The following is an 18,396-nucleotide window of genomic DNA, read 5'->3' on the forward strand; positions in this document are numbered from 1 at the left end:
TCCATCATAGGGAGTGGGTTGATGGATCGGAGTATTCCGGGCGGGGATTTGATCGGACGATGGAGCCTGAGCTTTGCCGATATTGATTTTGTAAATTCGAAGCCGGCCCTGACGCGCCTTGGCCTCGCCGCGCAGCTGAAATTCTTCGCTTCCCTGGGGTTTTTCGCGATCGATCCCGGCTCAATCCCTACCGATGGCCTCTCGTATCTGGCCGAGCAACTCGGTGTCGAGGCTGGCGAGATAGCCGGTTATGACTTTTCCAGTCGGACAGCACGACGGCATTGTGCGGAGATCCTGATCCATCTTGGATATCACCGCATGAAGCGGGTGGATCGCGCGCAATTGACGGAATGGATTGCTGGCGAGCTGTGCCCGGGCGGCCAGTCGATCAATGCCATGCTTGAGCATGTTTTCCTGTGGTGCCGGGACCGGCGTATTTATGGGCCGTCGCGCAAGGAGCTTGAACGTGTCGTTCGCTCACAACGGCAAGATTATCTGGACACCTGGCTGATCGGAGCCAGTGATCGGCTTTCGTCAGATGCGGTGGCGTTATTGGAAGCCTCGCTTGCCGATCCGGACAGCTCGACCGGATTCAACAGGATGAAGGGTGACGCCGGACAGGCAACGCTCGACAACATTCTCGACGTGACCGAGAAACTCGCCTTTATCCAGAGACTTGATCTTCCCCATGATCTCCTGACGGCTACGGGCAAGCCATGGGTCGATCAGATTGTTCGCCGCGTTGCCGGTGAAAAGGCCTCGGAGATGCGCCGGCATGCGCCGGCGCGACAGCTCGGCCTTTATGCGATTTATCTAATGTCGCGGGAGGCGCAACTCACTGACGCGATGATCGACCTGCTGATCGAAACCGTTCACAAGATCGGAACGCGCTCGAAACGCAAGGTGGTGGGCGATATCGCGAAAGACATCGAGCGGGTCTATGGAAAGGAGCGCCTGCTGGTCGAGATCGCCAGCGCCTCGATCAATGAACCATCGGGGCGCATCTGCGATGTCATTTTCCCGATCGCCGGTAAGGCCAAGCTGGCGGCGATCGTCAAGGAGAGCCATGCGAAGGGCGCTCTGGACCGGCGCATCTACAAGGTGATGCGTGGTTCCTGGGCCAATCATTACCGGCGCATGCTGCCAAGCCTGCTTTCCGTACTTGAGTTCCGGTCGAACAACGCGGTGTGGCGGCCGGTCCTGGCGGCCCTCGACTGGATCAGGAGCAAGGTGGATGGCGGATGCCGCTTCGTGCCATTGCAGGATGTTCCGATCGATGAGGTGATTCCAGCGCGATGGCGCAGTTCCGTCATTGATGACGATGGGCGGGTAAACCGGATCAGCTATGAGCTTTGCGTCCTGACGCAACTGCGCGACCGCATCCGCTCCAAAGAAATCTGGGTGGTCGGGGCGGATCGCTATCGCAATCCCGATGACGATCTTCCCAAGGACTTCGAGATCAGGCGAGATGCGTACTATTCCGGCCTCAGCCTGACGCCAGATGCGCAGGCGTTTTGCGCCTCGATCCGGGAGGAGCTTGAACGGGAACTGTTGCTCCTCAATGCCAATATTCCACAAAACGACAAGGTCCGGCTCCTGTGGCGCGGCGACAACCGGATATCGATTACACCGTTCAAGCCCTTGCCCGAACCGAAGGGTCTCGCTTCGATCAAAAGCGAGATCGGTCAGCGCTGGCCGATGACCGGACTGCTGGACGTGTTGAAAGAGGCTGCTCTGGACACGGGATTGATGGATGCTTTCGAAACGTCGGCCTCGCGGGTTACCCTGTCGAAAGCAGCCTTGGCTCAGCGTCTTTTGCTGTGTCTCTATGGCTTGGGCACGAACGCCGGGCTCAAGCGGGTCGCTGGCGCAACACCCGATGTCAGTTACGAGGAATTGCTGCATGTCCATCGCCGTTTCATCCACGCGCCAGCGCTGAGGGAGGCGTGCGCGCGGGTAGCAAACGCGACACTGGCAATCCGCAATGCCGCAGTATGGGGAGATGCGGGCACGGCATGCGCGTCCGATTCAACGAAGTTCGGCGCGTGGGACCGCAACCTGATGACGGAATGGCACGCCCGCTATGGCGGCCGTGGCGTCATGATCTACTGGCATGTGGAGAAGCGCGCGACCTGCGTTTATTCCCAGCTCAAGCGGTGCTCTTCCTCGGAGGTCGCCTCCATGATCGAAGGCGTGCTACGCCATTGCACCGACATGGAAATCCAGCGCCAGTACGTCGATAGCCACGGCCAGAGCGCAGTCGGCTTTGCGTTCTGCCGACTCCTTGGATTTGAGCTTGCCCCGCGGCTGAAAGCAGTGGCACGCCAGAAACTGGCCCTTCCCCAAGCCGGCATGCGCACGCGGCTTTCCAATTTACTGCCGATCCTCTCCAGCCCGATCGACTGGGACGAGATCGAGCAACAATATGACGAAATGGTCAAATATGCCGCTGCCATGCAATCGCGCACCGCCGATCCGGAAGCGATCCTGCTCCGGTTTGCCAGAGCCGAAGTGATGCACCCGACCTACAAGGCGCTGAGTGAACTCGGCCGCGCGGTCAAAACAATCTTCCTATGCCGGTATTTGCGTCAGGAGGCATTCCGCCGCGAGATCCACGAAGGGCTGAATGTGGTTGAGAACTGGAACGGCGCTAATGGTTTCGTGTTCTTCGGCAAGGGCGGCGAGATCGCCACCAACCGCATCCATGAGCAGGAAATCTCCGTTCTGGCGCTACACCTCCTGCAAGCGTCGCTGGTGTATGTGAACACCCGCATGCTTCAGACCGTACTGGTTGAGCCGAAGTGGGCGGGGCGGATGACGCCGGAAGATTATCGTGGTCTCACGCCGTTGATCTACAGTGGCTCTGTTGCAAAGATTGGCGGCAGTCAGAGGTAGGCTGTCGCTCTGCGCCGATCAGGCGGCTGCTGCGAAATGGTGGTTGAGCATGCCCATGGCCTCCGTCAGCGCCGAGGGCCCAATGCCAAAAGCTCTCTCCACAAGGCGCACCTCGCCCCTGATGCCGGGCTGCAGGCACCAGGGGCGAGCCTGTCCTTTGCGCAGGGCTCGCATGACTTCGAATCCCTTGATCGTGGCATAGGCCGTGGGGATCGATTTGAAACCGCGCACCGGCTTGATCAGTATCTTGAGCTTTCCGTGATCGGCCTCGATCACGTTATTGAGATACTTCACCTGCCGGTGGGCCGTCTCCCGGTCCAGCTTTCCTTCGCGCTTCAATTCGGTGATCGCTGCACCATAGCTCGGCGCTTTGTCGGTATTGAGCGTGGCAGGCTTTTCCCAGTGCTTCAGGCCTCGCAGGGCCTTGCCCAGGAACCGCTTCGCTGCCTTGGCGCTGCGGGTCGGCGACAGGTAGAAATCGATCGTGTCGCCCCGCTTGTCGACTGCCCGGTACAGGTAGGTCCACTTGCCCCGCACCTTGACGTAGGTTTCATCCAGGCGCCAGCTCGGATCAAAGCCACGCCGCCAGAACCAGCGCAGCCGCTTCTCCATCTCCGGGGCGTAGCACTGGACCCAGCGATAGATCGTCGTATGGTCGACCGAAATGCCGCGTTCCGCCAGCATTTCCTCAAGGTCGCGATAGCTGATCGGATAGCGACAATACCAGCGCACCGCCCACAGGATCACATCACCCTGGAAATGGCGCCACTTGAAATCCGTCATCGTTCCGTCCGTCCAATCTCCGCCAAGCATGCTCAAGCTTCACGATTTTTGCAACAGAGCCCTCGGAACAGGGGCGGCGGCTCTTTGAGCTGGCGCTAGGCCCCGTGGCCCTGTCCTTCGTCGGCGCGACCGACAAGGAATCCATCGCCACCATTAAGGCCCTTGAAGCGGCCTATGGCCCGGCATGGGTCAACGAGTGGCTGGCCATCCGTGGCGTCGAATCCACCATCAATATCGGCCGCGCGGCGGCGGCCCCCTATACCTCGGAGAAGCTGCATGAGTCTGTTTGACAAGCTGCGGGGGCGGCGAGCTGCGGAAAGCGCCCCGGTTGATCCCAACCCCTACCTGAACGCGCGGCGGCAATGGAATGAGCATGTGGGCGGCATCGCTGCCTCGCGGCGCTTGTGGCAGACTATGGCAATCCTTTCGATGCTGATCGTCCTCGCCGCTGTCGGCGGCATCATAGCGATTGGCAGTCAGTCGAAATTCATCCCTTACGTGGTCCGCGTGGACTCGCTGGGGGACGCGATAGCGACCCAGCGGGCCGATGTGGCTTCGCCGGTCGATGCGCGCGTGGTGCAAGCGCAAGTCGGCTCCTTCATCCAGTCGGCCCGCATGGTGACGGCTGACGTTGAACTCCAAAAGCAAGCCATTTTCCGGGTCTATGGGATGCTCGCGCCGAACGATCCGGCGTTGGCAAAGATGACCGACTATCTCAACGGCAATCCCGACAATACGCCTTTCGCCCGCGCGGCGCGGGAAACCGTGTCGGTCGAAATCGCCTCGGTAATTCAGCAAACCAAGACCTCTTGGCAGGTCGATTGGACCGAGACGGAGCGCGATCGGCAAGGCCAGCCTATCCAGCCTCCGGCGAAAATGCGCGCGCTCGTCACGATCCGCGTTGCGCCGCCCAGCTCGGCCACCACGGAGGAACAAATTAAGCAAAACCCCTTGGGCGTGTTCGTCCAAGATTTCTCTTGGTCGCGCACACTCTGATGGGAGGGACAATCAACATGAAGAAGATCGCCTATTTCGCCGCCGCCCTCGCGGCGCTGCCTTCGATCGCGTCCGCGCAGGACGGCCCGCCGCTTCCCGACGACATGCCGCCCGCGAACGCGCCCATGCCTGCCGGTGGAGGGGCGCAAGTAGATCCCAATGCCTATATCAGCCCGCGCAATCCGAACCTGACGCGCACCCAGCGCGAGGGTCTGTCGATCGCGCGGCGCTGGCAGGCGGAAAGCGCCGAAGGCATCAAGCCGGTGCCGGGCACCGAAGGCGCGGTATTGTTCGCCTTCGGCACCTCCGAACCCTCCGTGGTCTGTGCTGTGCTGCAAATCTGCGATGTGCAGTTGCAGCCGGGCGAGAACATCAATTCGGTCAACGTGGGCGATAGCGCCCGCTGGCTGATCGAACCGGCCGTTTCCAATTCCGGGCCGAACGAAACCCAGCATCTTATCATCAAGCCGCTCGATGCGAACTTGAATACAACGCTGATCGTGACGACCGATCGCCGCACCTACCATATCCGGTTGGTGTCGCACCGGACGCAATTCATGTCGCGGGTGGCGTTCACCTATCCCGATGAAGCGCAAGCCAAATGGGCCGCTTTCCGCGCTCGATCGGACACGGCGCGCGCCGAAAACACGATGGCGGTGCCCGATGGCGCGCGCGGGACGGGCAGGGGAGGGAGCGAATATCTCTCCAATCTCGATTTCCACTATAGCGTTGACGGCCGCGCACGCTGGAAGCCCGTCCGGGTTTACAATGATGGCGTCAAAACCATCATCGAAATGCCGCACGCGATGGAGCAGACGGAAGCGCCATCGCTGCTGATCGTCCGGGCCGGGGGCAGCGTCTCCAAGGCGGCTGATACCTCCATCGTCAATTACCGGCTCCAAGATGGCCGCTACATTGTCGATCAGATTTTTGACCAAGCGGTCCTCATCTCCGGTGTCGGCAAGCGCCAAGAGCGCGTCACCATCACAAGGGGGGGCTGATCGTGCGCGGTGCGATTTTTGTATCAGTGGCTTTCCTGCTTACGAGCTGCGCGGGCGTTTCGCACCGGGACAGCTTCGCCGTTCCGGCTCCTCCCGATCAGGCCCAAGCCCTCGTTGACGATTCCGTGGCGGAGCTGGTGAAACTCTACCCGCCTGCGATTAGCCGGGTGCTGATCCCGACTACCGGGGGCGGGGCCTATGGTGACGGCTTGCGCTCCTCGATGCGCCAAGCAGGCTATGCGGTGATTGAGGCGGGCAAGGGCGTGAAGCCCGATCCTGCGGCCACGCCGTTGCGCTATTACGTCGATCAGCCAATTGCCGATTCCTACCGCGTGACGCTGCGGGTCGGCGCGCAAACTTTCTCCCGCATCTATGGCGTGGATGAAAAGGGTATCTACCCGTCTGCCGGGTGGGCGCTCGATCTGACCGGCGCAACGCCGGAGCTGATCGAACGGGCGAACCGGCCCGTAGCGCCTGCCGCACCTCCTCCCGTTCCGTCGCCCGTCGCCAGCACGCAACCCGGCTTCGGCAGCAATGGAACAGAGGCCGGAACGTGGTCTGTCAGCCTGACGGGCTTCTCCTCCGAAAGCGCAGCACGCGCCTATTGGCGCGCGACGGCGCGCCTTCGCCCTTCGTGGGCGAGCGTGACGCCGCGCTTTGTCCAAAACGGACGCTCTCACGGCATCCAATTCGGACAGTTTCAATCCAGCGCGACGGCGCGCGCCAAGTGCAAGGGCATCCGTGCCGCGCGCTGTGGCGTCGTCAAGGCCGGGTAAGGGGGTAGGTTTATGTCTGATGCTGATAGCATGTCGCCGGAAGCCTCGCCGGGCGGTGCAGCGGACGGGAACAGCGGGCGCTTGGTGACGGGAGTTCGCAGGGTCAATAATGCGCCGCTGCTGATCGTCCTCGGCATTGTGGCGCTGTTCATCGCCATCGTGGTGTCGATTATGATTGATCGCTCCTCGGACAATGCGGCGACCAAGGTTCAACCGGCTGTCGGTCAAAGCTCGGCCGATGTTGCGAACAAGGTTGCGGGGACCGCTCCAAGCGGTGCTGCGGAAGTGATGGCGAACGCGCCCCCGCTGCCGCCTGCCGATGGCATCCCGGTCGCGCCGGTCGATCCCAATGCGCCGCCAACCGTCACCGCCTCGCCAGCGCAACCCAACGGCCCCACGGCGGCCGATCTGCGCCGGGCACGCATGGAAGCGATACGCGAAGCACGCCTTGCCCAATTTGGCAGCGCCGTGCGCTCTCCTACCGCCCTGAAATGGCAGGACGGCCGCAATGGGGCATCCTCTGGCGCTGGCGGCATGAGTGGCGGCGCTGATCCGGCAACCCAGCTCGTCGCCCTGCAACAGCAAATGGCCGCTGCAATGGCGCAGGGCCGCCAGCCCTCGGCCTCCGACATTGCCACCCTTACGGCCCTGTCAAACCAAGTGGCCGGGGGAGGAGCCGGAGCCGGGCAGGGTGCCGCCAATGCCCGCCCGCCTGCCAACTATGGCCAGTTCGCCAACAATGCGGGTGGCAATCGCTGGGCCTCGAACAGCCAAGTAGAAGCGCCCTCCCGCTACCAGCTCCGCGCGGGCTTCGTAATTCCCGGCACGCTGATCTCCGGCATCAACTCGCAAATACCGGGGCAGATTGTCGCGCAAGTTTCCCAAAACGTGTTCGATACCGCGACGGGCCGCTATCTCCTGATCCCGCAAGGCTCCCGCCTTGTCGGCGCGTATGATTCCAACCCGGTCTTTGGGCAGACGCGCGCGCTCATCGCGTGGCAACGGATCATCTTTCCTGACGGCAAGGCGATCGACCTTGGCGCTATGCCGGGGTCAGACAGCGCGGGCTATGCCGGGTTCCATGACCAAGTGAACGCGCATTGGTTCCGTATCTTCGGCTCCGCTCTGCTTATGTCTGGTGTGACCGCTGGCGTAACCCTTAGTCAGCCGCAAACCGGCCTCAACGCCAATGGCACCATGTCCGCCAGCCAAGCCCTTAGCCAAGCTCTCGGCCAGCAGCTCGGACAGACCACGGCGATGATGATTGAGCGCAATCTGAACATATCGCCCACGCTGATTATCCGGCCCGGCTTCCGCTTCAATGTGGTCGTCGTGAAAGACCTCACATTTTCAAAGCCTTACCGCTCATTCGATTATTGACGCCAGATGAAAGGGAGCAAGCAAAATGAAGTCTCGAATTTTAGCCGCTAAAATTTCTTTGGCGATCACTCTCGCGCTGGCGGCCCCGTCCGCCAATGCGCAAATCTCGGTTATCGACGTTGCGAACGTCCGCCAGACAACCGTTTCCGCGCTGCAAAACGTCGCCACGGTGGCGAAGCAAATCCAGCAGTATCAGACGCAGCTACAGCAATACCAAAATATGATTCAGAACACGGTCGGCGCGCCGGTCCAGCTCTGGCAGCAGGCTACGCAAACGATCGACAGCCTCCAAGGGCAGGTCAATCAAATCAGCTCGTTCGCTCGTCAAGCTGGCGACGTGAACACCTACATGAATCAATTCAAAAATCCGTCTTACTATCAGACCAATGCTTGCACGTTCGGGAACTGCACGGCGGCGCAGCGCGCGGCGGCTCTGTCCGCTACTCGCGCCCGCACGACAAGCCAGATGGCCGCAAATGCCGACGCTATGAACGGCATCAACAGCGCCATGACAACGCTTGCGTCTGACGGCCAGCGCCTCGACCAGTTGCAGGCCAATGCCACGGGTGCGAGCGGGCAAATGCAAGCCCTGTCCTACGCCAATCAATTTGCGGCCCAACAAGCCAGTGAGTTGCAGAAAATTCGCGGCGTCCTGCTCGCGCAAAGCGCCGCGCTGACGGCTCAATCGCAATATCAGCTCGATCGCGATGCTGCGGCAACAGAGGCATCGGCCGCAATGCGGAAAACCAAACCGACGCCGATCGGAACCTATCAGAATTAAGGAAAGCCCATGCCGAAATTGCGTCAACTTATCGCCGCGTCCTGCTGCACCGCTACACTTCTTCTCGCGGCCTGCGGCAAGTCCGAGTCCGAACCGAAAACGATGCTCTATTACTCTCAACACCTAGACGAAGCCCGCGAGAAGGTCGCCCGATGCAAATCCGGCGTCGAAACCGACGCGGAGTGCCAAGAAGCGGGCAGCGCACTAGCGCACGAAACCAAGCCGACGCCGATCGGAACCTATCAGAATTGAGGATAGCACTATGAAGGCTCTGGCTCGCCTACACCTGTCCGCCTTGGGGGTGGCGCTCACGCTCGCCGCGACTCCCGCCTATGCGCAATCGCAAGGTATGCTCGATAATGTTCTGAACAAATATAAGAGCATGGCGGCGGCGTGGGCGAGCGTCTTCACAACGCACGCGACAATTCTATTCGGCACACTAGCGGCGGTCAGCCTCATTTGGACGTTCGGGGTAATGGCGTTGCGCCGCGCCGATCTTGGCGAATTTGCTTCGGAAGCAATTCGCTTCGCCATCTTCTGCGGCTTCTTCTGGTGGCTGCTCATCAACGGCCCGGCGATCGGCTTGGCGATCATTGAAGGGCTGCGCTCGTTGGGTGCGCAGGCATCCGGCCTGCCTAACAATCTCGCGCCATCGGGTATTGTGGACATTGGTTTCGACATTTTCCGCCAAGCTGTCGAAGCGTCCAGCGTCCTAACTCCGGTCGATTCCGCTCTTTCTATCTTGGTTTCACTGGGCATCCTGATTGTTTTGGCTCTCGTCGGCGTGAATATGCTGCTGCTGTTGGCCTCCGGCTATGTCCTCGCCTATGCCGGGGTTATCTTTTTGGGCTTCGGCGGCGCGCGGTGGACCAGCGATATTGCGCTGAACTATTTCAAAACGGTGGTCGCGGTGGGCGCGTCCCTGATGACGATGGTTCTTATCGTCGGCGTCGGCAAAACCTTCCTTGACCAATATTATGCCGCAACGGGCGAGGGTTCGTCTCTCCAAGATTTAGGGACCATGCTTGTCTTCGCGGTCGTCCTTCTGGCGCTCGTAAACAAGGTTCCCGCGATGGTCGGGGGCGTTATAAGCGGCGGCTCGATCCACGCGGCGGGCGGTATCGGAGCCTTTGGGGCAGGGGCCGCGCTGGGTGCTGCCGGGATGGCCGCTGGGGCGGCGGCCACGGGTGGAGCTATGATCGCTGCTGGCGCGATGAACGCTGCGGGTGGAGCCAGCGCGATCAAGGCCGCCTTCGCTGCCGCTGGTGGGAGCGGTGGTGAAGGCGGCCAAACCGGCATGGGAGGCGGGCAACCGCTTTCGTCGGCGGGCGACATGCCGGGAGGCGGCGATAACGGCGGCGGCGGTGGCGGTGGGGGCGGCGGCACGCCCCTTAGCGTCGCTATGGGCGGCGATGGCGGTTCCCCCCCGGCCAATGACAACAGCGGCCTTCAAGGCGGCTCGGAAGCCGCCAGCGCGGGCGGTGGCACGGCTGCAAGCGCCGCTGCGGGTAGCGAGGCGGCCGATCGTGAAGACGGCAACGGCGGCGGCGCTGCCGGTGGCTCGCCTGCGGGGGAGGGGGAGGCCAGCTCCGCCAGCTCGCAAGGTGAAGGCGCGCCCGAAAGTGGCGACACTGGCGGCACGCAACGCACCGGCCTTAGCCGTGCGGCGAAAACCGCAAGCATCCTCGGCGGCGCTGCCGCTGGTATGGCGGTGGGCGCTTTGAAAGAGCGGGTGGGAAATACGGTGGGCGGCCGACTGGCGGCCAATATCCGCGCGTCGGCCGCCTCGGCATCGTCGGGAAGTGAAACGCTCGCTCCCGCGACCGGCGCGGGCAGTCCCGCCAGCTCGTCCGATTCATCGCCACCCCCCACGGCGCAATTCGCGGGCGATACCATTTCGGCCGCCCGTGATGCGGGCGACATGGAGACGCCAGAGGATGAAGTTGCGGCCTTCGTCCAGAGAAGGGGGGACAGCTAATCATGGCCGCTGATCTGCCTCCGGTTGTCATAGAAGAACGGGTGCAATGCTCGATCGCGGCGGCGCTGCGCTATAACATTCCGGCGAACGTCATGCTGGCGGTCGCGGAACAAGAGAACGGTCGGCCCGGCGCGCGCGTCCAGAACACCAATAACACCGCCGATCTTGGCTCGATGCAGCTCAATTCCAGCTATATTCAATCGCTGGCACGCTACGGCATCCGGCCCGAATATGTGCTTGCGGCGGGGTGCTATCCCTACAACCTCGCTGCATGGCGTATCAGAAACCATATCCGGGATGACAAGGGCGACCTGTGGACGCGGGTTGCCAATTATCATTCCCGAACGCCGGTCCATAATGCCCGCTATCGGGCGCTGATTATGGCGAAAGGCGCACGCTGGGAGGCGTGGCTTTCCTCGCGCTATAATACCTACAGCGTGAACGGCGTGCCGGTAAGCGGCGGCGCTCCTGCTGCGCGATCGACCTCGATCCCACTCACGATCACGGCGGCCGACGCGACGGGCGGGGGCCAGCTCGCGGCGCAACCCGCGATCGTCCAGCCCGAAGGCAGCGCCGACGCCTCGGCGGGCTATGTCGCCTCGATCTTGGCCGCTGCGTTCAATGCTCGCATAACCGATACGTGGCGGGCGCTGGAAGCCAATTACGGGGCCGCCAACAGCTTTCACAAATATGGGCAGGCGGTGGATTTCGTGCCGCGTGCCGGGCTGCACACGATCACGCGCGAGCAAATCCGCGCCGTGATGGCGCAACATGGTATTCGCGTGGCGGAGCTGCTGGGGCCGGGGGACCGGGGCCATGCCGATCATTGGCATCTGGCTTTCTATACCGGCGATCAGACTCGGCCGCTCGATCGCGCTCAAATTGTCGTCGCCAGAGCGGAACGCGGGGTAGGGGGCCTAACCTCGGCGGCCGTGCAGCCGATGGCCAGCTATGAGGCTGCGCCAGCTCCACAAGCCCGCGTCATGGCGGCTCGGCCGAACGCCGCGCCTATTTCCGTTGCGGTGAATTTCCGGCGCGACATGCTGCATCCTTCGCCTACCGATCCCACGGCGGACCCGCGATTTATTCCGCGCACAATCACCGCCAGCAATTGAAGCGACGGCGCGCTAGGCGCTCAATTCGGCAAGCCGGTGTGGGCGCTGATCCCCATCCCGGCCAGCTCCTCAATGAGCCAGTCTCGAAAGTCCGAAATGGATTTCGCGCCTTCGGCCCTCAAGGCGGCAACGTCTTCCTCTTTGAAACTCCAATCGTCCTTGCCGATGTGGCGCAAGGCGCGCCAAACGCAATGCTTCTGATAGCTGTAGATCGCGCAACGGAGATACCCGCGAACGATCTTTTCCATAGCCGCATCGTCATTGCGGTGGCGATCTAGCAATGCGTCAAGGTCGGCTACGGACGGATTGGGATCAAGCATGGTCGGCCTCGATCTGTAGGGCGAGCTGGGCGAGGCGATCGGGAGCAAGCAAGTCGTCGGCCGCAAGGTCGATAGCGAAGGGTTCGCCGGGTTCGGGCGGCCGTCGATCGGCGGCGAAAGCGGCAAGATAGGGTTGCGCCGCGTCGGTTTCGATCCAGCGCCAGAAGGCAGGCCCTTGGCCGAATAGCCCGGCCTCGAACATATCGAGCCGGGCTTGCGCGAAATCATCGCACATTAGGCGAAGTGGATCACGGCCGATTCAGTGGTCCGCCCCTGCGGGCGCACGACAATATCGACCTTGCAGCCAAGCCGGGTGAGCATGGCTAGAAGCCGCTCAACCGAGACGCTGCGGAACTGGCCTCGCAGGATGCGCGACAATTCCGGTTGGGTAGATCCCGTAACCTTGGCGGCGGCGATCTGCGTCAACTTCCGCTCCTGCATGGCCTCGGCCACACGGGTAACGAGCTGGGCTTTCAAAAGGTGGGTGTCGGGGTCGGCAAAGCCTAGATCGGCAAAGACATTGCCGCTGCCTTCCTCAATGATTTCGTCCTGTGCGCTCATGCTGTGCCTCGCGGGGTCTGGTGTTGCCGGTGATGCTCCTCGGCGGATTTCAGCCGCGTTCGGATCAAATCCATATCGGCCTGCGGCGTGGCCTTGCCCTGCTTGGATTTCTTCTGGAAGGCGTGCAGGACATAGACCGCCTCCGCGAATTTGACCGTATAGACCGTGCGGAACGTATCGCCTTGGTGGTCGTCTATGATCTCGACCACGCCAGCGCCGCCAAAGCCCTTCAACGGCTTAGTGCTGGCGTGCTGCCCGCCTTGCTGCGCAAGGTGCAGGGCATAGCCCATTACGTCCTGCACATCGTCCGGGAACTCCCGAAAATCGCGCTTTGACGATGCCACCCATCGAACCGGCCGTTCCGTATCCATCGCGGCTATTATGCACAAATATACATAGCCCGCAAGCGGAAATTATGCGCGTATGTGCATATTGCCAGCTCGCTATGCCGATTGAGGCGACCGCGATCGGGGCGGCTCAATCGAGCGCCCTGCGCGACGAATGTATCAACGCCGGGGATGCAGGGCCGTAATTTTATGCTAGAGGCCCGGCGCGGCCCACGCCCCCCAATTTGTGCGGCCGTCCACTTCCGACGATGGCCCGCAAGGACTAGCCATCGTCGGAAGACCAACAAACAATCTAGCCGATGCCACGCGCCGCCCCTGTCCGGGCAGGCGAGGGCTGCTTGCCGTTGTAATAAAATTACTGCTCAATCTGGCCCTAGTTGCGCGTGCAATTTCCCTATTGTTGAGTCATCGTCCTCCCTACAGCGACCGAAAGGAGGACTAGGCTATGGTTGATTCTTCCAATATCTATCGAGAGCAACAGAAAGCGGTTGCCCTAGAGTTCATGGAAAAAGCTCTTGCGATACTCGTTGAGGTCGATGATTCAGCCGCAGATTGTTATCTGCAACAATCAATAGATACGTGCATGGCGTCACCGCGCATGACATTTCCCGAAGATGAATTTTGGGATTGTGTTGATGAATTGCCACATTTGACCGATCGCGTCTTGTTCCTGCATCGGCAGAACGGGGTCGGTACATAGAACGGACCCAGATATACGCTCTCATGACTGCCGTCCGAGACGCTGGCCGAGTTTACTCCTTCGCTGGCCGCTAGACCAGCGGTCGCATTGACCTTGGCGGGTGTGCCGCGGGCGCCTGATCGACGACGATTGATCACGCTCTCATCCGCGGGTTGGTTACCGCACTACCCGTATCCGTCGCTGGGCCTATCCTCCGTCTAAGTTCGGGCGTCGGACGAACCTGCCCCACCGTACACCGTGGATTGCCCATCACAGTCGGGTGCCCGCGGCACGCCGGCCAAGGCTATGCAGGTGGTGTGCTGGCGCCTCCTCTCACTGCTGTTTGGAAGATCAAGCGGCGACCGCCGGTGGTACGCGTCGGGCGATGTCCCAAGCATAGCCGACCAGTTCACGCGCAATCGCGGTGGTCACCTTGGGCTGGGGCTTGCCTGCGGCCGCGAGGCGACGGTAGCGCTGGCAGAGACGAACCTGCGCCTTCCATCCAATCGCCTGGATCTCTTCGGGTAAGTCGATGACGCGCTCACGATAGCGGCGTTCCTCGCGAGCGGGCAGTCGATACGACCAGCCAGCCTCGATCAGCATGGTGCGTGCCTGCGCGTTACCCGCGCGCGTGATCCGACCACGCTTGGTCCGGGCACCGCTGGAATGCTCGGACGGCACCAAGCCGACATAGGCCATCAACTGCTTGGGATTGTCGAAGCGGGTCAGATCACCGACCTCGGCGACCAGCGTCGCGGCGCTGACCAGCCTGATGCCGCGCAGGACCTGAAGATTGCGGACCAGCGGCGCGAAACGCCATGCATCCACCGCTTCGCCCAGCGCCGCCTCGAGCCGTCCAACCCGCGCCTGCGCCTCCAGGACCCGCTTCTGCATCTCCTCGAACGCCAGCTGCTGATGGGGGAAGTCGAACCGCTGTTCGGACAACCACCGCCAATACATCTTCGTCCAGGCCGCCTTGCCGCCGAAACGACGATCGTGCCGCAGCAGGAAGCTACGCACGGTCTGTTTGGCCCCGGTGGCATCTTCCTGTGCGCTGCGTCGGGCGCGGATCAGATCACGCACCGCCTCGTGCGCCTCGTCCGGAACCCAGATCGCGGTAAGCTCGCCGGCACGCAACAGTCGGGCCAGGGTCATTGCGTCACGCCGGTCGGTCTTCACATGATCACCTGGCCGTCGTGGCATCATCGAGGGAGCGATGACGATACAAGCCTGCCCCAGTTTCGTCAGCAGCCGGTGCAGGCCATAGCCGCAAGGACCAGCCTCGTAGCAGACGCTCAACCTCACGCCCGGCGCCGTCAGCCGCTTGACCAGCTTTCTGACCGCATCGTCCTCGTTGGCAACCGTACCGACGAAACGCACCTCGCCTCCGCGCTCTTCATCGGCAACTGCGACCGCGATGGTTTCCTTGTGCACGTCCAGACCGACGTATTTTACTGTCTCCGTCATGACTCGCCTCCAGTGCTGACAAATCCATCGTCAGCATCTCAGATTTGAGCCCTCGAGGCTCCGGCAGTCATGGGGTCTAAGGTTTCGCCGGACCTTCGACGGCGTGCATCTGGCGAAGCGGCCTGAGGGCGGACGATGGCGCATCGGGGTCGGTCCAAAGATAATCGCCGGTGAGGTTGATGTGCTGCCATCCGAGCGGCGAAAGGTGTTGCAACAGGTCCGGCGGGACCGACCGGCCGAGACTGGCAAGATGCATGCGGGCGGCTTGCAGGTAGGTCGTGTTCCACAGGACGATAGCACCGGCGACGAGGTTTAGCGCGCTCGCCCGATGGGTCTGGGCTTGCAGGGCGTGATCACGGATGCGGCCGATCCGGTGGAAGAAGATGGCGCGTTTCAGAGCATTTTCGGCCTCACCCTTGTTGAGTTCGCGGGTTGCGCGGCGCCGCTGTTCGGGCTGCTCGATCCAGTCGAGTGTAAACAGGGTGCGCTCGACGCGGCCGATCTCGCGCAGTGCCAAGGCCAGGCCATTGGCCCGTGGATAGGAGCCGAGCCGTTCCAGCATGATCGATGCACTCACGACGCCGGTGCGGATCGAGGTGCCCAAGCGCAGCACGTCGTCCCAGTGTGCGGCGATCAGGGCCTCGTCGATCCTGCCCGCGACCAGCGGCGCGATATCTGGGCCAGGTTCGATTCCGTTGAACAGGTGAAGCCGGCGCGCGGCGATGTTAGGGATGCGCGGCGCGAACCGGAATCCAAGTAGATGGCATAGCGCAAACACATGGTCGGAAACGCCCCCACCATCGACGTGATGCTCCTCAATGTGCAGATCGGCACCATGATGGAGCAGCCCGTCCAGCACCTGCGCCGCCTCGCTTGCGGATGCGGAGATGACGGTGGAATGAAACGGCGCGTAGCGATCCGAGACATGGCTGTAGAAGGAGACAGCAGGCTCCGCCCCCTTGTGCGGATTGACTGCGCCGGTCGCCTGAGCACGGCGATCAAGCAGGAAGTTCTGACCGTCCGAACTGGACGAGGTCCCGGACCCAAACAGGGCGGCGAGCGGCGCGGTGTGCTGGGCATTGACCAACCGGGCGAGAGCCCTACCGTAGGTTTCCTCGCGTAAATGCCATGAGGCGAGCCAACTGAGTTGGCGTTGGGTCACGAGATCGCAGGCTTCTGCCATGCGCTTATGGCCAAGATTGGTCGCATCGGCGAGCACCGCCGTCAGGATAGCGCGGGGTTCATCGGCAACCCGACCGCTTTGCAGATGCGTGAAGCACTGGCTGAAACCGGTCCATCGATCGACTTCAGCAAGGAGATCGGTGATGCGGATCGCGGGCAGATGGGCGTAGAGCGGCGCAAGGGCGCTATCCGCTTCATCCGGCGTGACCGCCTTCAACGGCGAAATCCGCAGCTTGCCAAGGCTGAGTTGTACGTCTTCCAGCGCGTCCGTCTCCGCCTTCCGCTCGACCTCTGCCAATCTCCGGGCGAGACGGGTACGCCGTTCGTCCAGCCAGGCACTGGCCGTATCGGGTGCCGGGATCGGCAAAGGGCCGGCTGCGCGCATGGTGGCAAATACCGGACTTGGAATAAGCTGTTGCTCGACGGCACGATAGCGTCTGCTTCCCTCGACCCACATGTCGCCGGCACGAAGCCTGTCACGAAGCTCGACTAGGACGCAAAATTCATAAACTCTGCGATCGGGAATGCCGGGGCCGATCGCGCGACGCCAGGCCTGCCGAATGAAGGCAACTGGTGTATCCGGCGGCAGTTTTTTCAGGCGACCTAGATGAAGGTCGCGCATGATAGCGACTGCTCGCGCGAGCGTATGGCAGGCCGGGACCGCTCCGAACGTGAACGAGGCGATGAACAAGGGACCGACCTGTCGGAGAACGGGGTAGTTGGTTGCGGCGACGGTAACGGGATCGACGGCATCGGGGCGGATCAGCTTGCGGGCTTCATCGACTTCACGGCCAAGATCATCCCATCCAACTACGGCCTCGACCGCGGCGCCGATGTCGCCGCCCGACACCTTGGCAGTGAGCAGGGCATCGCCGAGCCGGGCAAGTAGCCGGATCTTACCGTTGATGTTGCGCCGGTCGCGCTTGAGCGCTGTGTCTGCGCTGTTCTGCTCGCGCCGAAACATCTGACCCAGCAGGCGGTCGAACATCAGCACCGCATCGTCGGTGAGCGTGACGATGGTTTCGAGTACGGTTGCCGCCAGCGTCGCACGGCGCCGCGTTGCTTGCAGCGTTCGGACATGTTGCGCCGTCAGCCGAGCCCCTTCCTGACAGAGGCGTCGCAGGCGTTCAGGATGTATGCCTGCCGCGATATCGGGATCGATCCCAATATCGCGCAGCAGAGCTAGCCGCCGGATGATGACGGCGAACGTCTTGCGACCGGGCTTGCCGGGCGGCTGCCGCACCCATCCGAGGCCGCTGAGGTTCGTGCCGGCGTGAGGCAGAAGAAGGGCATCAAGCAGACGGCGTTGCCCAGTCTCCAGCCCTCGGGTCAGATGCTCGGCGACATGGCGCTCGGCGTCGAGCAGCGCCTGCGCAACCATCCGTTCGACCGAACTGATGCCAGGTACGATGATGCGCCGTCGTCGGCACTCGCCTAGTAGCGACCGTGCCAGCCCAGCCCCGCTGGTCGTCGTCAGCGCAATCGGCAGCAGCCATTCCTGCAACGCCGCTCGCAATGGCCGGCTGAACTGTGTGAACCCAAAGCCCTCGCGCAGCGCATCGAGCTGTTCGTACCGGGTCGGGCCGCGCGTCGCATAATCGGCCAGCACCTCGGGCGCGATCTGCAATTGCTCGGCGACGAACGCGAGCGGCGTATCGGGGATCAATTCGCCCGGGCGCAGCAAACGGCCGGGATAGCGCAGCGCGCATAGCTGGATCGCGAAACCCAGACGATTATGCGGTCGCCTGCGGCGCACGATGATAGCCAGGTCATCCTCACTCAACGTCCAGTGCTGAACGAGCGTGGTTTCATCATCGGGAAGTGCGAGCAACGCCATGCGTTGCTCGTCCGACAGCACGGCGCGACGAGGCATTGGGTTAGGCTTTGGCGGGCGGCGCCCAACCGATCCGGGCAAGAGTGCCAATCAAGGTCGAACGCGGCACCTTGAAGGTGCGACAGACGGATGCCTTGCTTGCTCCGCCATCAAGCGCGGCAGGGCTCTGTTGCAAAAATCGTGAAGCTTGAGCATGCTTGGCGGAGATTGGACGGACACAGAGATCGCAGGCAAAGTCGTCAAAATCGGCGAATCCAGCTCACGCCTTTATTCCCCGTCACGAATTATCTGACCATATGAC

17 protein-coding genes and 2 pseudogenes are annotated in these 18,396 nt (G+C 62.1%); 11 read left to right on the top strand and 8 right to left on the bottom strand.

The window, feature by feature from the left end:
* Positions 1-21: 21 nt before the first annotated feature.
* Positions 22-2,895, top strand: a complete 2,874-nt coding sequence (locus ATN00_RS22015; RefSeq protein ID WP_062069497.1) for a Tn3 family transposase — start codon at positions 22-24, stop codon at positions 2,893-2,895.
* Positions 2,896-2,913: 18 nt separating this feature from the next.
* Here ATN00_RS22015 and ATN00_RS22020 read toward each other — a convergent pair whose 3' ends face one another.
* Entirely contained in the window at positions 2,914-3,678 is a 765-nt protein-coding gene (locus ATN00_RS22020; protein WP_001389365.1) for an IS6-like element IS6100 family transposase, read from the bottom strand.
* A gap of 62 nt (positions 3,679-3,740) precedes the next feature.
* Between ATN00_RS22020 and ATN00_RS22025 the strand changes: the two are divergent.
* The 9 genes and pseudogenes from ATN00_RS22025 to ATN00_RS22065 form a co-directional block, all read left to right on the top strand.
* Positions 3,741-3,968: pseudogene (locus ATN00_RS22025) on the top strand (hypothetical protein); the annotation flags it as partial.
* Positions 3,955-4,674 (top strand): VirB8/TrbF family protein, encoded by a 720-nt coding sequence (locus ATN00_RS22030; protein WP_006964394.1) that lies wholly within the window; start codon positions 3,955-3,957, stop codon positions 4,672-4,674. The pseudogene ATN00_RS22025 and the gene ATN00_RS22030, both read left to right, overlap by 14 nt.
* 17 nt (positions 4,675-4,691) lie before the next feature.
* Positions 4,692-5,675, top strand: coding sequence for a P-type conjugative transfer protein TrbG (gene trbG / locus ATN00_RS22035; protein WP_006964392.1), 984 nt, complete (start codon positions 4,692-4,694; stop codon positions 5,673-5,675).
* A gap of 2 nt (positions 5,676-5,677) precedes the next feature.
* Positions 5,678-6,451 (top strand): SPOR domain-containing protein, encoded by a 774-nt coding sequence (locus tag ATN00_RS22040; RefSeq protein ID WP_081876351.1) that lies wholly within the window; start codon positions 5,678-5,680, stop codon positions 6,449-6,451.
* Positions 6,452-6,463: 12 nt separating this feature from the next.
* Positions 6,464-7,831: a TrbI/VirB10 family protein gene (locus tag ATN00_RS22045; RefSeq protein WP_026149855.1), complete on the top strand. Its 1,368-nt coding sequence runs from the start codon at positions 6,464-6,466 to the stop codon at positions 7,829-7,831.
* A gap of 25 nt (positions 7,832-7,856) precedes the next feature.
* Positions 7,857-8,612 carry a P-type conjugative transfer protein TrbJ gene (gene trbJ, locus ATN00_RS22050; protein ID WP_022675885.1) on the top strand — a complete coding sequence of 252 codons (756 nt, stop codon included), beginning with the start codon at positions 7,857-7,859 and terminating at the stop codon, positions 8,610-8,612.
* A 9-nt stretch (positions 8,613-8,621) separates the two neighbouring features.
* Positions 8,622-8,864 (top strand): EexN family lipoprotein, encoded by a 243-nt coding sequence (locus ATN00_RS22055; RefSeq protein WP_019053956.1) that lies wholly within the window; start codon positions 8,622-8,624, stop codon positions 8,862-8,864.
* A 10-nt stretch (positions 8,865-8,874) separates the two neighbouring features.
* Positions 8,875-10,590, top strand: coding sequence for a P-type conjugative transfer protein TrbL (gene trbL, locus ATN00_RS22060; protein ID WP_030092735.1), 1,716 nt, complete (start codon positions 8,875-8,877; stop codon positions 10,588-10,590).
* A gap of 2 nt (positions 10,591-10,592) precedes the next feature.
* Positions 10,593-11,705, top strand: a complete 1,113-nt coding sequence (locus tag ATN00_RS22065; protein WP_030092736.1) for a transglycosylase SLT domain-containing protein — start codon at positions 10,593-10,595, stop codon at positions 11,703-11,705.
* Between the two features lie 20 nt (positions 11,706-11,725).
* On the opposite strand, the gene ATN00_RS22070 is transcribed toward ATN00_RS22065, so the two are convergent.
* The 4 genes from ATN00_RS22070 to ATN00_RS22085 are packed head-to-tail and all read right to left on the bottom strand — an operon-like array spanning position 11,726 to position 12,957.
* A complete protein-coding gene (locus ATN00_RS22070; protein ID WP_013041567.1) occupies positions 11,726-12,025 on the bottom strand; it encodes a hypothetical protein in 300 nt (99 codons plus the stop codon).
* Positions 12,018-12,260 carry a hypothetical protein gene (locus ATN00_RS22075; RefSeq protein ID WP_013041566.1) on the bottom strand — a complete coding sequence of 81 codons (243 nt, stop codon included), beginning with the start codon at positions 12,258-12,260 and terminating at the stop codon, positions 12,018-12,020. The genes ATN00_RS22070 and ATN00_RS22075 overlap by 8 nt, the downstream gene beginning before the upstream one ends.
* On the bottom strand, positions 12,260-12,586 hold the full coding sequence (locus tag ATN00_RS22080) for a helix-turn-helix domain-containing protein (RefSeq protein WP_006964370.1): 327 nt from the start codon (positions 12,584-12,586) through the stop codon (positions 12,260-12,262). Before ATN00_RS22080 ends, ATN00_RS22075 begins: the two co-directional genes overlap by 1 nt.
* Positions 12,583-12,957, bottom strand: coding sequence for a type II toxin-antitoxin system RelE/ParE family toxin (locus ATN00_RS22085; protein WP_013041565.1), 375 nt, complete (start codon positions 12,955-12,957; stop codon positions 12,583-12,585). The genes ATN00_RS22080 and ATN00_RS22085 overlap by 4 nt, the downstream gene beginning before the upstream one ends.
* A gap of 421 nt (positions 12,958-13,378) precedes the next feature.
* On the opposite strand from ATN00_RS22085, the gene ATN00_RS22090 reads away from it, so the two are divergent.
* Positions 13,379-13,633 carry a hypothetical protein gene (locus ATN00_RS22090; RefSeq protein WP_013041563.1) on the top strand — a complete coding sequence of 85 codons (255 nt, stop codon included), beginning with the start codon at positions 13,379-13,381 and terminating at the stop codon, positions 13,631-13,633.
* Positions 13,634-13,963: 330 nt separating this feature from the next.
* Here the strand turns inward: ATN00_RS22090 and ATN00_RS22095 are convergent, their stop codons facing one another.
* From ATN00_RS22095 to ATN00_RS24135, 3 genes and pseudogenes are all read right to left on the bottom strand, one after another.
* Entirely contained in the window at positions 13,964-15,079 is a 1,116-nt protein-coding gene (locus ATN00_RS22095) for an IS110 family RNA-guided transposase (RefSeq protein ID WP_030092861.1), read from the bottom strand.
* Positions 15,080-15,155: 76 nt separating this feature from the next.
* The gene (locus ATN00_RS22100; protein WP_062069500.1) at positions 15,156-18,134 is read right to left on the bottom strand and encodes a Tn3 family transposase; all 2,979 of its coding nucleotides are present in this window, start codon (positions 18,132-18,134) and stop codon (positions 15,156-15,158) included.
* Positions 18,135-18,138: 4 nt separating this feature from the next.
* Positions 18,139-18,270: pseudogene (locus ATN00_RS24135) on the bottom strand (recombinase family protein); the annotation flags it as partial.
* Positions 18,271-18,396: the final 126 nt, after the last annotated feature.

This window comes from Sphingobium baderi (genome assembly GCF_001456115.1).
Classification (GTDB): domain Bacteria; phylum Pseudomonadota; class Alphaproteobacteria; order Sphingomonadales; family Sphingomonadaceae; genus Sphingobium; species Sphingobium baderi_A.

What these genes read in the sequence shown, in the direction of transcription:
- ATN00_RS22080 (WP_006964370.1), bottom strand. Translation starts at nt 12,586, where the DNA reads ATGAGCGCACAGGACGAAATCATTGAGGAAGGCAGCGGCAATGTCTTT.
- ATN00_RS22090 (WP_013041563.1), top strand. Translation starts at nt 13,379, where the DNA reads ATGGTTGATTCTTCCAATATCTATCGAGAGCAACAGAAAGCGGTTGCC.
- ATN00_RS22085 (WP_013041565.1), bottom strand. Translation starts at nt 12,957, where the DNA reads ATGGATACGGAACGGCCGGTTCGATGGGTGGCATCGTCAAAGCGCGAT.
- ATN00_RS22015 (WP_062069497.1), top strand. Translation starts at nt 22, where the DNA reads ATGGATCGGAGTATTCCGGGCGGGGATTTGATCGGACGATGGAGCCTG.
- ATN00_RS22030 (WP_006964394.1), top strand. Translation starts at nt 3,955, where the DNA reads ATGAGTCTGTTTGACAAGCTGCGGGGGCGGCGAGCTGCGGAAAGCGCC.
- trbJ (WP_022675885.1), top strand. Translation starts at nt 7,857, where the DNA reads ATGAAGTCTCGAATTTTAGCCGCTAAAATTTCTTTGGCGATCACTCTC.
- trbL (WP_030092735.1), top strand. Translation starts at nt 8,875, where the DNA reads ATGAAGGCTCTGGCTCGCCTACACCTGTCCGCCTTGGGGGTGGCGCTC.
- ATN00_RS22070 (WP_013041567.1), bottom strand. Translation starts at nt 12,025, where the DNA reads ATGCTTGATCCCAATCCGTCCGTAGCCGACCTTGACGCATTGCTAGAT.
- ATN00_RS22020 (WP_001389365.1), bottom strand. Translation starts at nt 3,678, where the DNA reads ATGACGGATTTCAAGTGGCGCCATTTCCAGGGTGATGTGATCCTGTGG.
- ATN00_RS22100 (WP_062069500.1), bottom strand. Translation starts at nt 18,134, where the DNA reads ATGCCTCGTCGCGCCGTGCTGTCGGACGAGCAACGCATGGCGTTGCTC.
- ATN00_RS22065 (WP_030092736.1), top strand. Translation starts at nt 10,593, where the DNA reads ATGGCCGCTGATCTGCCTCCGGTTGTCATAGAAGAACGGGTGCAATGC.
- ATN00_RS22095 (WP_030092861.1), bottom strand. Translation starts at nt 15,079, where the DNA reads ATGACGGAGACAGTAAAATACGTCGGTCTGGACGTGCACAAGGAAACC.
- ATN00_RS22075 (WP_013041566.1), bottom strand. Translation starts at nt 12,260, where the DNA reads ATGTGCGATGATTTCGCGCAAGCCCGGCTCGATATGTTCGAGGCCGGG.
- trbG (WP_006964392.1), top strand. Translation starts at nt 4,692, where the DNA reads ATGAAGAAGATCGCCTATTTCGCCGCCGCCCTCGCGGCGCTGCCTTCG.
- ATN00_RS22055 (WP_019053956.1), top strand. Translation starts at nt 8,622, where the DNA reads ATGCCGAAATTGCGTCAACTTATCGCCGCGTCCTGCTGCACCGCTACA.
- ATN00_RS22045 (WP_026149855.1), top strand. Translation starts at nt 6,464, where the DNA reads ATGTCTGATGCTGATAGCATGTCGCCGGAAGCCTCGCCGGGCGGTGCA.